The following is a 15218-nucleotide window of genomic DNA, read 5'->3' as shown; positions in this document are numbered from 1 at the left end:
TTTGACGTTTGACGTTTAACGCATCGAACGCTTGAAGCTTGAAGCTTGACGTTGACCGGACGCGACTAGACCGCCGAAGCCCTCAGGCGAAAAGGTGAGGGCGAAGGCGGAAGGCCGAACGTGAAAGACAAAGGGCCCGGCGGGAGATTCCCACCGGGCCCTTCGTGTGTTCAGGCTGGCGTCAGCTTAGAACTCTGCCGAACGTCCCTGAGGACGTTCGGCAGTGAGCGTCGTGCACCGAGCCCGCGGCTGCGGGCGGAGGTGCACTAGAACTGGAACTTCACGCCGAACCGCACCGTGCGGAAGCCCTGGAAGGAGTTGGCCATGCCGTAGGCCGTGTCCTTGCGCTGGGGCGCCGCCGCGTTGTTCAGGTACGCGTTGTAGTTCGAGGTGATCCCGTTGGTCAGCACGTAGTTCAGCGCCGACGGCTCGTCGGTCACGCTGGCCGGCAGACCCAGGGTGCTGATGCTGGGGTTGACGCCCGCGTTGTTGCTGTAGAGGCCGAGCACGTTGGCCTCGTCGAACAGGTTCAGCACGTTCAGCTCGAGCGCCAGGGAGCGGCTGCCGAAGCGGAACCGGTGCGAGACCATCAGGTCCGTGTTGGTGAACATGGGCGTGCGGCCCATGTCGTTGCGGCCGTAGGCAACCGCCGCGGCGTAGAACGTGTAGAAGGTCGTCTGCGGCGTGCCCGACTGGAAGGTCGTGAAGGCCGAGATGTTGGTCGACTGGCTGCCGCCCCAGTTGAACAGGTACGACCCGAACAGGTTCAGCACGTGCGGACGGTCGGTCGCCAGCACGCCGTTGTCCGGGGTGCCGGCCGTCGTGAAGCCCAGGTGCGGGAGGTCGAAGAAGCGGTTCACACCCGGGGAGGTGCGGCCGTTCTCGTCCGAGCTGGCCAGGCCCGAGTAGTTGCCCTGCAGCTTGCTGTAAGTGTAGGCCGCCGTGAACTGGAAGTTGTTGGCAAAGCGGCGCTCGATGCGCGTCTCGAGGGCGTCGTAGATGCGCTCCGGCATGGTCGTCTTGGCGTAGCCGAACTGGCGCGCCGTCTCGGCGTGCAGGCCCTCACCGGGGTTGCCGATGATGTACGCCTCGGAGCCCTCGGCCGTCGGGAAGCCCGCGTCCTCGATGGCGTGGTCGACCTGCTTGTGCGTGTAGCGGACGCTGAGGAGGTACGAGCTCATGAGCTCGCGCTCGAGGCCGACCGTCCACTCGGTCTGCGTGAAGGGCTTCAGGTCGGGGTCGACCTTGCCGGTGTAGATGTCGGCGTTCGGGTCGTTGGACGCGATGCGGTAGTCGTACTGGCAGCGCGAGAGGCCGGTGCTGCCGGGGATCGGGCACTTGCCACCCATCACGTCGGTGTTGCTGCCGAGCACGCGGTTGAACGTGTAGTAGTCGTAGTTGGTGTTCTGCGGGAAGATCTCGAAGAAGTCGACGCGGTAGAAGTCCCCACCGAACGAGCCGCGCGGCAGCTCGAACTTCAGGCGATCCTGGAACCGGTTGAACGAGCCGAACAGCTTCGTGCGGCCGTCACCGGTCAGGTCGTACGCCACGCCGAGGCGCGGGACGACCTTGTCGCCCCAGCCGAAGTTGATCGGCGGCGCGTAGCCGTTGAACGACGGCAGGTCTTCCTTCTCCATGCGCACGCCGGCGTTGATCGTCAGGCGGTTGGTCGGCTGCCAGCGGTCCTGGAAGTAGAGCGAGTTGGCCGTGTTGGCGGCGGCGCCCACCGTGCCGAAGCGCAGCAACTGGCCAGCGCCGATCGCGCCAGGCGTGTCGGGGTCGTTGCGACCAGTCAGGTCGTTGATCGAGTAGCCGTAGTAGAGGTCCACGCGCCCGAGGTCCGCATAGCCGGTGTTGACGTCGTTGGCGACGCGCGAGTACTGGTGACCGACCTTGAACTCGTGACGGCCCGCGAGGTTGTCCACCAGGAACGCCGCGCTCGTGTCCACCGTCCAGCGCTCCGAGCTGTCCTCATAGCGCTGCGAGTTGCCCGAGGGCAGGTTGTCGAAGCCCAGCGAGCAGCCGGCACCCGCGGGCGGGGCGTTGCCCACGCAGCGGAAGCGCGTCTCCTGCGGGATGGCCTTGGAGTTGAGCAGCTCGTTCAGGTAGCCGCGCGCGACGCGCGAGCTCAGCACGACCCGGCTGCCCGGCGTCCAGGTGGCGCCCACCGAGAAGTTGTTGCCGTCCTGCTTGCCGCCCTGGCGCGAGGTCAGGTCGTTGCCCGTGAGGGTGCCCGTCGAGCCACCGAAGTTGACCGACGGCGGCGTGTTGCCCAGCGAGATCTGGTTGTGCGGGAAGATGCCGTCCTCGATGTACGGGTTGTACGTGTAGGTGCCCGTCAGGCGCAGCGTGTTGAGCGGCTGCGCGTCGACGCGGCCCTGGAAGTACTCGGCCTTGCGCTGGCGCTCGTAGGTGGCCTGGCCCGTCTTGGTGCGGGTGCGCGGATCGGAGGTGAAGTACTCCGTCGTGCGCTCCTCGTTGAAGATCTGCGGCGAGTAGCTGCCGAAGAACCACATCTTGTCGCGCAGGATCGGGCCGCCGATGCCGAAGGCCGGGTAGTAGTTGGTGTACTGGTCGGTCTTGTCGTTCAGGTACTCGTTCACCTGCACGAAGTTGGCGCCCGTGCCGCTGCGGAAGCGGTTCAGGCGGCCGCGCGGATCGCCGTTCAGGCCGTCGCTCTCGACTTCGACCCCGGCCATGCCGCGGAACTGGTTGGTGCCGCTCTTGGTCACCACGCTGATCACGCCGCCGGTCGCCCCGCCGAACTCGGCGTTGAACCCGGACGTCTTGATCGACATCTCCTGGATGAACTCGAAGGGCAGGTTGTTGTTGACGTTCAGCACGCCGGTGCGGAAGTTGCTCGTCTCGAGACCGTCGATGACGAACGAGTTCTCCGAGCCGCTGGCGCCGTCAATCTGGTACTGGCCGCTGAGGGGTTCGGCGCGCGCCGCCGGCGAGAGCTTGAGGAGGCTGCCCATGTTGGTCCCCTTGGGCAGGTTCTCGATGGCCGCCGCCGTCACGTTGGTCTGGATGGTGGTCTGCGCCGTGTCCACCCGGACCGCCGACGCCTCCACCGTCACCTGCTCGGCCAGGCCGCCGACGCTCAGCGACACGTTGACCGTCGCCGACTTGCCGATGGCCACCTGCAGATCGTCGACCACGCTGGTCTTGAAGCCCTGCAGCGTGGTGGTGAGCCGGTACGTGCCCGGGGGCAGCGCCGCGAACGAGAACTTGCCCTCGCCGTCGGTCACGGCCATCTGGTTGACCGCGCCGCCCTCGATCTTGACGGTGGCGCCAGGGATGGCCGCATTGGAAGTGTCGACCACCGTACCCGCAACGCGGCCCGTCGTTTCCTGGGCGAGCGCCGGGGTTGCGCAGAGCACTGCCGCAAGCAGCACCCAGAATGCGCGACGAATCATGTCCTACCCTCCTGAATTTCCAGGTCCCCACGTAATGTGGAACCGAGACCCGCGAAGGAGGGCAACTGGCTGATGAACTTACCTGCCAGCTCGCCCCACCAGCGGGACAGAGCGGCAATTGCACGGTGTGTACCGGATCTCTGGCGTGATGGAATCGTGACTATTTGCGAGATTCCGGCGGCAAGGGCTCATCGGATCCATGATGATGGATGATGACTATTCAATTTATTGAACCATAACCAGGGGCAGGGTGCCGGGATTCCGGGACGAGACGCGGTCGATCAGGGGCGGGCCGCCAGTGCCCCCAGGCGCGCCGTCGCCACGTCGTAGGCGACCCTCGCCTTGTGCGCCTCCGCCGTCGCGCTGATCTCCCGGAACGCCGCGTCGGCCGTCGCCAGCTCCCGCAGGTTCACCAGGAACTGCGTCGAGTCGCCCAGCGAGAACTTGTCCCGCTCTGCCTGCTCGAGTTCGCGGGCCACCGCCACCTCCGACCGCACCACCTCGAGCACGTCGAGCGCGGCGGTCAGCGCACTGGCCGCATCCTCGATTTCAGCCCGCACCCGGTCGCGCGCGATCCGGAGCTCGGCGTCGAGCCGCGACAGCGCCGCCAGCGCCACCCGGGCCTGGCCCTTGCCCTGCCGACGCTGCACCGGCAGCTGGAACGTCGCGCCGGCGTCCAGTTCCGTGCCCTGCAGGGTCCGCGAGCCGTCGCCGACGTCGCGCGACACCTCGGCGAACAGGTCGAAAGTGGGCAGCAGCTCGTTCCTGGCCAGTTCGAGCGCCACCTCCTGCTGCTGTCGGCTCAGGACGATCGCCCGTACGTCGGGGCGGGCGTCGAGCGCCTGCTGGATGTCGGCGTCGACCTGGGCGCGCGTCAGGCGGGGCGGGGGCGGCGGCATCGTGCCCGGCAACTGCCCCTCGACGGGGCGCAGCATCGTGCCGTCCGTGGCGCGGTAGTAGAGCGACACGTTGATCGCCTGGCGCTCCGTGTTGCGGCGCGCCGTGACCACGCCGCCCTGCCGCTGCAGGATGGCGCGCCGGTTGTCTACCCGCTCGACGGGCGCGATCGACCCGAGGCCGATCGCGTCGGCGAGGTCCCGGTCGCGCGCTTCCGCGATCTGCAGCAACTGCGCGGCCACCCCCTGCTGGCTGCCGGCCGCCACCCAGTCCCAGTACCGCACCGCCGCTTCGCCGAGGAAGCGCAGCCGCGACGCCGCGACGCGCTGGTCGGCCAGTTCACGGCCGATCGCGGTCCGCTCGAGCGCGCCACGCCGGCTGTCGAGGGCCCGATTGCGCAGCAGCGGCAGCGACAGGCCCGCCTTCCACTCACCGTCGGTGAGCGTCTGCGCCTTACCGTCGTAGGGAGCGTAGGTGCCGCGCCCGATGCGGTAGCCGCCGAACACGTTGGCGCCCGCGAACGTGAGCGGCTGGTAGAGGCTCACCGAGGCGCCCTCGTTGTCGTACACGTTGCCGCGGAACACGTCGGCGCTGCCCAGCAACCGCAGGTCGAACGCCCCCTGCGCGGCCGTCGCCTCACCGGCGGCGGCCTCCTGTTCCTGCCGCGCGGCGTCGAGCAACGGGTACGCCCGGTCCACCGCCGCCAACACCTCGTCGACCGTCAGGGGGGACTGCGCCCCCGCGGGGCGCGCCGCGCCCGCCAGGGCCGCCAGCGCGGCGGCCATCACGAGTGCGCGCATCACTTGGCGCCCTTGACCTTGACGACGTTGCCGTCGGCGTCCTTGCCGCCGTCGGGATCCTCCATCGCGACGACCGGCGGGAAGCCGTTGAACTGGCGCCACAGCTCGTAGCCGAGCGAGACCACGTCGAGGAGCACCCAGCCGTTGGCGCGGACGCCCTGACGCAGGTACTGGGCCGCCGGCCATGGCTCGTCGTTAGGATCCGGCTCCACCAGCACCCGGAACTTGCCCTTGCCGTCGTCGGTCGCGTCGACCAGCAGCACCCGCCCGCCGAACGTGCCGACCGCCACCGACGGCCACCCACTGAACTGCAGCGCGGGCCAGCCCTCGAACTGCAGCCGCACGGTGCGGCCCTGGCGCACCATCGGGACGTCGTTGCCGTTCAGGTACAACTCCACCACCGTCCGGCTCGTCGTCGGCACGATGACCACGAGGGTGGCGCCGGCCTTGAGGTACTCGCCGTTCTGGCGCGCGACGACGCGCCAGACGGTGCCGTCGACCGGCGCGTGGACCTTCTGGGTGGCCTGGCGCGCCACGCGCACGTCCAGCCGCGTGAGGTCGGCGCGGGCCTTGGCCAGGTCACTTGCCGCCGAGGCGTGGGCCGCCCAGGCCTCGTCGATGCGGGTGCCGGCGTCGGCGCCGGTGCGCAGGCGCTCCTGGTCGAGCGAGCTCTGCTCGGCACGGGCGGCGTTCAGCGCGGCGACGGCGCGGTCCACGTCGGCGACGCGCGTCGCCGCCTCGAGTTCCGCGAGTTCGACGAAGCGGGTCGAGGTCAGGCCCTTCTTCTCGAGCGCGCGCTGCCGTTCGAGGTTCAGGTCGGCCGTGTACTTGGCGGCCTTGGCCGCCGACAGCGCCTGATCGGCGGCCGAGACGCGCTCGCGCGCCATGCGGACGCGCAGGTCCGCTGCCTCGACGCCGGTGACCTGCGTGTCCTTGAGGCCGGCGACGCGCTGCTCGATCGCGCGCATGCGGCGCTCGGTTTCGGTGATGCTGCGGACCAGCGACTCGCGCTCCTCGGCGAGGCGCTGCATGATCGACGGGTCGTTGTCGGTGAGGTCGACGATGGGATCGCCCTTCTTCACGGGCGAGCCCTCGACGACGTACCACTGCGCGATCCGCCCGTCGATGGGCGTCTGCACGTTCTGCGGCCGCTCCTCCGGGCTGTAGGCGATCACCCGCCCGGTGCCCGGGATGTTCTGCTGCCACGGCGTCACCACCAGCAGCACGGCGGTCAGGCCCAGCAGGAGCAGCAAGAGGCGGGCCAGCACGCGCGAGGCGCGCGGCGCGTGCAGCGCCTGCAGCGCCACGCGTCCTTCGGTTCGCCACTGGTTCGAGGTCGTCACGGGCTTCATGCCTCCACCTCCCTGGCGCCGAACCCACCCTCGCGCACCTGGCCGTCCTGCAGCGTGACCACGCGCGAGCAGCGGGCGAGCAGGTCGGGATCATCGGTGATGCAGACCAGCGTCCATGGCGCGTCGGCGCCGAACAGCAGCTGCATCAGTCGCTCGCGGTCCTCGGAGTAGTCGATCTGGTCCAGCACGCCGTCGACCACCAGCAGTCGCGGGCGGCCGGCGATGGCGCGCGCCACCATCAGCCGCCATGCCTGGCGCGACGACAGCGGGCGCGCCGTCGGGTGCAGCTTCGTCGAGAGCCCGTCGGGCAGCGCCTGCAGTTCGTCGAGCAGGCCCACCCGGCGCAGCGCCTCGTTCACCTCGGTCAGGCCGAGATCGTCGCGCCCGAGCCGGACGTTGTCGATCACCGTGCCGGGGAACACCTCGATGCTGCGCACCAGCGACACGCACTGCCGCAAATCGGCCAGCGGGATGTCGCGCGTGTCGAAGCCGTCGAGGACCAGCGTGCCTCGCGACGGGGCGCGCAGGCCGAACAGGATGTCGGCCAGCGTGCTCTTGCCGGAGCCGATGGGCCCCGACACGCCGAGGCGCTCGCCCGCGGCGATGTCGAGCCGGGCGACGCTCAGCGCCGCGTCCTCGCCATCAGGGTAGCGCACCTGCACGCCCTGCACGCTGACCGCCGCCGGACCCGCCGGCGTGAGGATCGCCTCGCCGCCGGCAGGCTCCAGCGGCAGGTCGACCAGGGCGCCGAGCTTGTCGATCGCGGCCGCCAGGTCGTAGAACACCTCGAGCTGCTTGCCGAACTTGGTGAACGCGCTGACCATCAGCGCGACGATGAGCTCGCTGGCCACCAGCTGGCCGAGCGTCAGCTGGCGCTCGATGACCAGCCACCCGCCGATGCCGAGCAGCGCCGAACTCGCCACCGCCTGCAGCGCGAACGAGCCGATGATCTGCCGCAGCAGGATCTTGAAGTGCTTGGCGCGATAGGTGAGGTAGTCCTCGAGCAGCGCCTGCGACCGGCGCGTGGCGTACTCGGCGCCGCCCTTGGACTTGAACGTCACCAGGTGCGAGGCAATCTGCTCCAGCCAGGCTTCGAGCGCGTACTTGGCCTTCGACTCGCCGATGCTGGTGTAGATGGCGCCGCGTCCGAGCACGAACACGATGACCAGCATCGCCGCCACCATCAGCACGTCGAAGGCGAGCAGCCACGGGTGGTACAGCGCGAGCAGGACCATCCCGATGATCGTCTGCATCACCACGCTCAGGCCGTCGATGAGCAGCAGCGCCGCCGACTTCTGCACCGTGACGACGTCGAAGAAGCGGTTGACGAGCTCGGGCCCGTGATAGCGGTCGAACGCCTCGGCGCGCACGCGCAGGAGGCGGTGCGTGACGTCGATGGCCGTCCGCGCGAACAGGCTCCGCTGGATGATCTCGACCACGCCGGCCCGCAGGGCGTTGATCGCCGCCGAGAAGCCGAGGCCGACCGCGACCAGCAGCGTGAGCACCACGAGTGGCTGCGTCGCCGAGCCGAACGCGATGGTGTTCACCAGCGACTGCACCGCGATCGGCACGACCAGCGACAGCAGCCCGATGACCACCGAGTAGACGACGGCCACCCACAGCGTCTGGCGCTCCCCCTGCAGGAGGGCCTTGAGCCGGGCGATGGGGTCCATCGGCTCGTCGCCGCGGGAGCGCATGGCCGCGAGGGGCGCCACCGACTCGGCCACCATCCAGCGGACGTGGGCGCTGGTGTCGGGCAGGCCGAGCTGCTCGGCGAGGTCGCGCAGGCGCACCGTCCGCGGCCGTGGCGAGTTCATGGGGTCGACCACCGTCACGTGACCCCGGCGGGCGGCGCCGAGCACCGCGACGGGGGACAGGCGGTCGTGCCTGGCGCCGAAGGTCACCCAGGGATGGGCAGGCTCGGCGTCGCGGACGACCTCGTCGAAGGGCCGGTCGACCAGGATGCCGTCGAGGCCGACCTGCTGCAGCACCCACACCAACTGGTCCACGGGCGCGTCGGTGTGGCGGACTTCGAGGCGGCGGATGGCGGCGTCGAGGGCGTCCTGCGAGACCTCGACATGGTGAGTGCCGGCCATCCAGCGGACGAGCGCGCGCCACGCGGCCGGATCGAAGGTAGATGAGGTGGACATGGGGTCACTCATGGCTCGTCATAATGTGCAAACATTTGCACATACAGACATACGTGAGAGATACGACGCATGTCAACCCAAATTGGTCGCCATTCCTGCTGCCATCCGGGACTGGCTGTAGGACGCCCTACCTGAAGCATTGGCTGCATGAGTCGCGGCCTCTCTCGCTTGACGGCGGGAAAGGAGGGGCGTAGCCTCAATCCTGTCGTCACATGCACATATCTGCATGTGAGCAAATCTGAGCCATGCCCCATCGCCAACTGGTCGCCAAGGAACTGGGACAGCTGTTCGCCGTCTTCAGCCACCCCGACCGCATCCGCATCGTCGAGGAACTCCGCGGCGGAGAGCGCGACGTCAACGCGCTGCAGGCCGCCCTCTCGACCACCCACTCCCGCGCCTCGCAGAACCTGGCCATCCTGCGCGCCCACCGCCTCGTGTCCGAGCGACGCGAGGGCCGGCACGTCTACTACCGGCTCGTGAACCCCGACATGGCCCGGTGGGTGCTCGAGGGCCTGCGCTTCATCGAGGCCGACCTGGAACACGAGCAGCGCCGCCGCTCGGCAATCGAGGAAGTCCGGCAGTTGTGGCAGCCCGAACCCGGCCCCTCATCGTCGTGAGCTGAGCGAGCGGAGGCGTTCGAGCGCCTGGGCCTTGTACGCGCGGTCCTCGGCCGCCCATTCCTTGTGCACCGGCGTCTCGAGCACCTGCTGCAGCAGCCGGCGCGCTTCCTCGGGACGGCCCTCGTCGGCATACAACTCGGCGAGGAAGAAGAGGCTCACCGTCGACTGCGGGTTGTACGTGAGGCTCTTGCGCAGGTGCTGCTCCGCCTTGGCCGCGCTGCCGCCGAACAGGCCGGGCACCTTGTGGTACCAGCGGCCGAGCGCGCGGTCGGCAGATCCCTCCATGAAGGCCGGATCGATCGCCAGCACGCGCTCCAGGGCCTGCCTGATACGAGTGCGGTACTTGAGGCCCTGGCGCAATCCGTACGACTCGGCGAGCGCGCCCATGTTGGCCGCCAGCCAGAAGTGGCCCTCCGGGCGAGCCTGGTTCAGCGCGATCGCGTCGTTGGCCGCCGCCAGCCCGGTCTCCAGCCACATGCGGCGGTCGCCGGCAGGGCCTTGCGTGCCCATGAAGTAGCTGACGCGCGCCAGCTTCCACGCGCCCACGAAGTCCTGTGGCGACGCGCGGTGGTGCGACAGATACTGGTCGGCCGCCTGTCGCGCCGCCACCGGATCCTCGCGTCGCGCGAACAGCGCGTCGGCCGACGCAGGAACCTGCGCCGCGAGCGCGGCGTCCACACACAGGGCCATGACGGCCGTAAGGTAGACTGACCTGATGCAGACTCTCATCCGATCCCTGCTGGAGCAACTGGGAGAAGATCCTAGCAGGGAGGGGTTGCTGAAGACGCCGGAACGCGTCGAGAAGTCGATGAAGTTCCTGACGAGCGGCTACTCGGCCGACGTCGAGCAGATCCTCAACGGCGCGCTGTTCACCGTCGACTACAGCGAGATGGTGATCGTCCGGGACATCGACTTCTACAGCCTCTGCGAGCACCACCTGCTGCCGTTCTTCGGCAAGTGCCACGTCGCCTACGTGCCGCGCACGCGGGTGATCGGGCTCAGCAAGATCCCCCGCCTGGTGGACGTGTTCAGCCGTCGCCTGCAGGTGCAGGAGCGGCTCACCAACGAGATCGCCGAGTGCATCCGCGAGGCCATCGACCCGCTCGGCGTGGCCGTCGTCATGCAGGGGACGCACCTGTGCATGGCGATGCGGGGCGTCGAGAAGCAGAACTCGGCAACGGTCACCAGCGCCATGCTCGGCACCTTCCGCAGCGACGCGCGGACCCGCGCCGAGTTCCTGCAGCTCATTCAGCGCACGTAGCGGCCTGCGTCGGCCAAGGCCGACGCCTACACCCGGTACCAGGTAGGGCGGGGTGTCCCACCCCGCCGTTGGTTAGGGAATGACGGCGCGGTCGGAGACCGCGCCCTACCCTGGCCTAATGGACCTGTCCTGATCCGGACAGCCGGATCAGCAGGCGCTCCAGAATCGGCAGCAACGCGAGCCCGCGCGTCACCACGTCGGGCTTCTCGAGCAGGGCGAGCTTCTCCACGATCGGCACGTCGATCGCCTGGCACACGGCGTTGACCAGCGCCTGGTCGCTCAGTTCCGTCGGCAGGCGCACCTCGCCACGCGCCACGGCCGGCAACAGCAAGGTCTCGACCTGCCGCCGCACGCGTGTGACCGCGGGCCGTGTGCCCTCCGCGTCGGTCTCGGCGTGCCAGCGTACCTGCGCGACGCGATACGGCGCCCCGGTCTCGAGCTCCCGCTCCACCTCGAAGCGCGCGACGCCCTTCAGCACGATGTTGTAGCGCCCGTCCTGCAGGCGCTCGTGGTGGACGATCGTGCCGGCGCAGCCGGTGGCGTAGATCGGCGGTGTCCCTTCGTAGTCGCGCTGCCAGCCCTCGCGCAGTACGGTCATCCCGATCAGCGCCTGCCCGGCCAGGGCATCGCGCGTCATGGCCCGGTACCGCTCCTCGAAGATGTGCAGCGGCAGGAACACGTCCGGGAAGAGGACGACGTTGGAGAGCGGGAAGAGCGGGAGTTGATCTGGAAGCGTCACGGGACGGCCTTCGTCATGCGGCCTTGGGCCTTCGAGACTCCATCACCCGACCCGGCCGCCGACGGCGCGGTGGGACACCGCGCCCCACCGCCGGTCAGTGGACGGTGCGCGTCTTGTTGTTCATGTAGTCGGTCAGCACGTACTGCCCGAGCGTCATCGGCGTCGTGAAGTACGCCTTGCCATGACAGATCTGGGCGACGCGCCGCACGAACGCCATCAGCTCGTAGTCACGCGCCAGCATGAACGTGTTGATCATGATGCCGGCCTTGCGGCAGGCGGCGACCTCGGCAAACGTCTCGGACACGATGTAGGGATCGAGGCCGAAGGCGTTGCGGTAGATCTGCCCGTCGGGACGCGTCAGCGCCGACGGCTTGCCGTCGGTGATCATCACGATCTGCCGCATGTCCTTCATCTGCCGCTCGAGGATGCGCCGGGCCAGCCGCAGGCCCTCGCGCGTGTTGGTGTAATACGGCCCGACGCGCACGCGGGCGAGCTGCTCGACCGGGACTTCCTCGGCCGAGTCGTGGAACAGCACCGCATTGAGCGCGTCGCCGGGGTACTGGTGCCGAATCAGGTTGGCCAGCGCGAGCGCCACGCGCTTGGCCGGCGTGAACCGGTCCTCGCCGTACAGGATCATGCTGTGGCTGCAGTCGAGCATGACGACCGTGGCGCAGGAACTCTGGTACTCACCCTGCGTGACGTGCAGGTCCTGGTAGTCGAGGTCGAAGCCCTCGCCGGGGCGGGGCAGGCCGTTGCGGCTCACCGCGCTGAGCAGCGTCGCGGCCGGATCGAGGTTGAGCGTGTCGCCGAACTCGTAGGGCTTCACGGCGCCGCCGGCGTCGATGCCGGTGGCCATGTCGCGCGTGTCGTGTCGGCCGGCGCTGCTGCGACCCAGTGAGCCGAGCAGGTCGCGCAGGGCGCGGTAGCCGAGGAAGTCGATGCCCTTGTCGGTGACCTCGAACTTCACCGGCGGCAGGTCCTTGCCCTGCTGGCCGCCGCTGAGCGTGCCCTGCTCGGGCTGCGGGGTGAGGTAGCCCTGCTGGCCCATGCGATCGATGAGCTTGTCGAGCAACTGCTCGAGACCCGACGTGCTGTCGCCGTCGGCAGGCTCGCCGAGCAGTCGCTCCATCTGCTCTGGCGAAAGCAGCCCGTTGGTGAGCAGCGCCTCCATGATGGCGTCACGCAACTCGTCGCGCGTGTGCCCATGTGCGTTGGGGTCCGGCTCGTACGGATTCTCGAAGCCGCTCGACAGCAGCAGGTCCGACAGCTTCGAGAGCAGCTGCTCGAGGTCGATGCCCTCGAGGTCGTCCGGGATGAACTTCGTGTACTTGTATTTCATGTCCCGGCCTTCGTCATGGGGCCTTCGGCCTTGGTGACCGCCCGAGAATCGCAGGATTTCAGGAACTTCAGAATTTCACTCGCGCGCGGTTGCAGGTCGTCGATGCCCGGTGATGAACTTCTGCAATTCCTGCAATTTCGAAATGGCCTGCGTCAGTTGTAATACCGTCCGCCCCCGCCCCCACCGAACCCGCTGTCATCGTCATCGTCTTCGCGCAACTGCCGCTCGCGACGCTTGTCGGCCTTGCCGCTGCGCCGGACGGGTTCCTCGCCTGCCGTGTACTTGCCCGCCTCGGTCCGGCTGATGCGCTTCTGGGCGTGCAGGCCTTCGAGGATGAAGTCGAGCGCCGAGGCGACCGACGGCGCCGGCGCGCCGCCCGGGATGCCGAGGTGTTCGGCCAGGTCGGTCAGCCCCTGCACCTTGCGCGTCGCGTCGAGCAGGGTCCGCGCCGAGGAGGTGTCGTCGAGCTGCAGCGACCCGCCCATGTCGAACCACTCGACCACCTGCCGCACGTTGGCCGAGCCGAGGTGGGCCTCGAAGACCTGGCCGACAGCCGCGCGGATGATGTCGGTTGCGACCTTGTCGGCGCCCTTCAGCTCACCCTCGTACTCGAGTTCCAGCTTGCCGGTGATCGCCGGCAGCGCCGCGTAGACGTCGGACACCCGCGGCACGGCGATGCCCTCGCCGTTGAGCACGGCCCGGCGCTCGGCGTTCGACACGACGTGCTCCAGCACGGTGATCGGCAGGCGCTGGCTCACGCCGGAACGCTTGTCGACCTTCGGTTCCTTGCGCGCCTGGAACGCGACTTCCTCGACCACCTCGCGCACGTACCGGGGGACGTCGATCTTGTGGCTGCCCTCCGACGCGCGATCGGTCCACGCCTCCTGCTCGGTGATCGCCACGCCCTCGGCGAGCGTCGAGGGGTAGTGCGTCCGGATCTCGGATCCGATGCGGTCCTTGAGCGGCGTGATGATCTTGCCGCGCGCCGTGTAGTCCTCGGGGTTGGCGCTGAACACCAGCAGGATGTCGAGCGGCAGCCGCACCGGGAAGCCCTTGATCTGCACATCCCCCTCCTGGAGGATGTTGAACAGGCCCACCTGGATGCGCCCGGCGAGGTCGGGCAACTCGTTGATCGCGAAGATGCCGCGGTTGGCGCGCGGCACCAGTCCGTAGTGCATCGTCAGTTCGTCGCCGAGCGCGAGGCCGGAGCGTGCCGCCTTGATCGGGTCGATGTCGCCGATCATGTCGGCGATCGTCACGTCGGGCGTGGCGAGCTTCTCGACGTAGCGGCGCTCGCGCGGCAGCCACGCGATGGGCAGGTCGTCGCCCGCCTCGGCCACCTGCTGGCGACCGAAGGCACTCAGCGGCGCGAGCGGGTCGTCGTTGATCTCCGAGCCCGGGATCACCGGGATCTCGTCGTCGAGCAGCAGGGTGAGCGCCCGCAGCAGGCGGCTCTTGGCCTGGCCGCGCAGGCCGAGCAGGATGAAGTGATGACGCGCGAGGATGGCGTTGACCACCTGCGGCACGACGGTGTCGTCGTAGCCGAGGACCCCGGGGAAGATCGGGCCGCCCGACTTCAGGCGTGCCAGCAGGTTCTCGCGGAGTTCGGTGCGCACGGGGCGGCGCGCGACGTGTCCGGCCGCGATCGCCTGCTTGAGCGCGCCCAGCGTTGTCGGTCGGGACATGGGGCGATAGTATCAGGTCGATTCCTGTCGAGCCGGCATGGCTCGAGGCCGCACTCTCGATGCGGCGGCGACCTCCTTCCTAGGACTCCGGCCCGGCCTGCATGGTTGCTCCGCACCCCACATCCCACCCCGTGCTCTCCCTCGACGCGCCCCTCGTGTTCGCGCACCGGGGTGGATCGAAGTTGCGCCCCGAGAACACGATCGTCGCGTTCGACCACGGCCTGGCGCTCGGTGCCGACGGACTCGAGTTCGACGTCCGGTTGTCGCGAGACGGCGTGCCGATGGTGCACCACGACGAGACCCTCGACCGCACGACGAGCGGCAGCGGACCGCTGGCCGGCCTGACCGCCGACCAGCTCCAGGCCCTCGACGCCGGCCACCACTTCCAGGGGCTCGACGGCGAGTCGTGGCGCGGGCGCGGCGCACGCATTCCCCGCCTCGCGGAGGTACTCCAACGCTACCCGGCGTGTCCCTGCATCATCGAACTGAAGGGCACCGACCCCGAGGTCGGCCGCGTCGCGGCCGCCACGGTGCGGCAGGCGGGAGCGCTCGGACGCGTCTGCTTCGGCGGCTTCACCGACGACGTCGTGCGTGCGGCACGCGGGACGGGCGCGGACGTGACGACGAGCGCGGCCAGGGAGGAGATTCGCTGGTTCCTGTATCGCTCGTGGCTGGGCATGGCGCCACGCTCGACGGCGTTCCGGGCGTTCCAGGTGCCGGAGACGTCCGGGGCGACGCGCGTCGTGTCGCCGCGGTTCGTGCGCGCCGCGCGCCGCGCCGGGCTGCCGGTCGCGGTGTGGACCGTGGACGACCCGGCGGCGATGGAGCGGCTGCTCGGCTGGGGCGTGATGGGGCTGATCACCGATCGGCCGGATCTCGCGGTGCCGCTCGTGGCTCGCTGGAAGAACGGATAGGCGTGGCCGGGACCGTCGACCAAGGTCGACGGCTACACGTCT

The 15218-nt window shown here is 69.1% G+C and carries 11 protein-coding genes; 3 read left to right on the top strand and 8 right to left on the bottom strand.

The features are described from left to right. Positions 1-266: 266 nt before the first annotated feature. The 4 genes from TBR22_RS18300 to TBR22_RS18285 all read right to left on the bottom strand — a co-directional run bounded on the left by TBR22_RS18300 (position 267) and on the right by TBR22_RS18285 (position 8618). Entirely contained in the window at positions 267-3419 is a 3153-nt protein-coding gene (locus TBR22_RS18300; protein WP_239489291.1) for a TonB-dependent receptor, read from the bottom strand. Positions 3420-3700: 281 nt separating this feature from the next. Then, entirely contained in the window at positions 3701-5116 is a 1416-nt protein-coding gene (locus tag TBR22_RS18295) for a TolC family protein (protein WP_239489290.1), read from the bottom strand. After that, entirely contained in the window at positions 5116-6468 is a 1353-nt protein-coding gene (locus TBR22_RS18290; protein WP_239489289.1) for an HlyD family secretion protein, read from the bottom strand. Before TBR22_RS18290 ends, TBR22_RS18295 begins: the two co-directional genes overlap by 1 nt. Beyond that, complete coding sequence (locus tag TBR22_RS18285; protein ID WP_239489288.1) at positions 6465-8618, bottom strand: peptidase domain-containing ABC transporter; 2154 nt, start codon at positions 8616-8618, stop codon at positions 6465-6467. Before TBR22_RS18285 ends, TBR22_RS18290 begins: the two co-directional genes overlap by 4 nt. A 245-nt stretch (positions 8619-8863) precedes the next feature. Here TBR22_RS18285 and TBR22_RS18280 point away from each other — a divergent pair, with 245 nt between their 5' ends. Beyond that, entirely contained in the window at positions 8864-9235 is a 372-nt protein-coding gene (locus tag TBR22_RS18280) for a metalloregulator ArsR/SmtB family transcription factor (protein ID WP_239489287.1), read from the top strand. Here TBR22_RS18280 and TBR22_RS18275 read toward each other — a convergent pair. Beyond that, positions 9224-9928, bottom strand: coding sequence for a TRAP transporter TatT component family protein (locus TBR22_RS18275; protein WP_239489286.1), 705 nt, complete (start codon positions 9926-9928; stop codon positions 9224-9226). The genes TBR22_RS18280 and TBR22_RS18275 overlap by 12 nt on opposite strands. 25 nt (positions 9929-9953) lie before the next feature. Between TBR22_RS18275 and folE the strand changes: the two genes are divergently transcribed. Further along, positions 9954-10499, top strand: coding sequence for a GTP cyclohydrolase I FolE (folE, locus tag TBR22_RS18270; RefSeq protein WP_239489285.1), 546 nt, complete (start codon positions 9954-9956; stop codon positions 10497-10499). Between the two features lie 115 nt (positions 10500-10614). On the opposite strand, the gene TBR22_RS18265 is transcribed toward folE, so the two are convergent. From TBR22_RS18265 to TBR22_RS18255, 3 genes are all read right to left on the bottom strand, one after another. Then, a complete protein-coding gene (locus TBR22_RS18265) occupies positions 10615-11238 on the bottom strand; it encodes an LON peptidase substrate-binding domain-containing protein (RefSeq protein ID WP_239489284.1) in 624 nt (207 codons plus the stop codon). A 94-nt stretch (positions 11239-11332) separates the two neighbouring features. Next, on the bottom strand, positions 11333-12577 hold the full coding sequence (locus tag TBR22_RS18260; protein ID WP_239489283.1) for a VWA domain-containing protein: 1245 nt from the start codon (positions 12575-12577) through the stop codon (positions 11333-11335). Positions 12578-12729: 152 nt separating this feature from the next. Beyond that, the gene (locus tag TBR22_RS18255; protein ID WP_239489282.1) at positions 12730-14262 is read right to left on the bottom strand and encodes a hypothetical protein; all 1533 of its coding nucleotides are present in this window, start codon (positions 14260-14262) and stop codon (positions 12730-12732) included. Between the two features lie 131 nt (positions 14263-14393). Between TBR22_RS18255 and TBR22_RS18250 the strand changes: the two genes are divergently transcribed. Continuing rightward, complete coding sequence (locus TBR22_RS18250; RefSeq protein ID WP_239489281.1) at positions 14394-15176, top strand: glycerophosphodiester phosphodiesterase; 783 nt, start codon at positions 14394-14396, stop codon at positions 15174-15176. The last annotated feature ends 42 nt before the right edge of the window (positions 15177-15218 follow it).

The sequence above is a fragment of the Luteitalea sp. TBR-22 genome, from assembly GCF_016865485.1.
In the GTDB taxonomy this organism is placed as follows: domain Bacteria; phylum Acidobacteriota; class Vicinamibacteria; order Vicinamibacterales; family Vicinamibacteraceae; genus Luteitalea.
Note: the sequence above shows the minus strand (reverse complement) of the source record. Positions and strands in the feature narration are given on the sequence as shown.

What these genes read in the sequence shown, in the direction of transcription:
- TBR22_RS18300 (WP_239489291.1), bottom strand. Translation starts at nt 3,419, where the DNA reads ATGATTCGTCGCGCATTCTGGGTGCTGCTTGCGGCAGTGCTCTGCGCA.
- TBR22_RS18295 (WP_239489290.1), bottom strand. Translation starts at nt 5,116, where the DNA reads ATGCGCGCACTCGTGATGGCCGCCGCGCTGGCGGCCCTGGCGGGCGCG.
- TBR22_RS18290 (WP_239489289.1), bottom strand. Translation starts at nt 6,468, where the DNA reads ATGAAGCCCGTGACGACCTCGAACCAGTGGCGAACCGAAGGACGCGTG.
- TBR22_RS18285 (WP_239489288.1), bottom strand. Translation starts at nt 8,618, where the DNA reads ATGTCCACCTCATCTACCTTCGATCCGGCCGCGTGGCGCGCGCTCGTC.
- TBR22_RS18280 (WP_239489287.1), top strand. Translation starts at nt 8,864, where the DNA reads ATGCCCCATCGCCAACTGGTCGCCAAGGAACTGGGACAGCTGTTCGCC.
- TBR22_RS18275 (WP_239489286.1), bottom strand. Translation starts at nt 9,928, where the DNA reads ATGGCCCTGTGTGTGGACGCCGCGCTCGCGGCGCAGGTTCCTGCGTCG.
- folE (WP_239489285.1), top strand. Translation starts at nt 9,954, where the DNA reads ATGCAGACTCTCATCCGATCCCTGCTGGAGCAACTGGGAGAAGATCCT.
- TBR22_RS18260 (WP_239489283.1), bottom strand. Translation starts at nt 12,577, where the DNA reads ATGAAATACAAGTACACGAAGTTCATCCCGGACGACCTCGAGGGCATC.
- TBR22_RS18255 (WP_239489282.1), bottom strand. Translation starts at nt 14,262, where the DNA reads ATGTCCCGACCGACAACGCTGGGCGCGCTCAAGCAGGCGATCGCGGCC.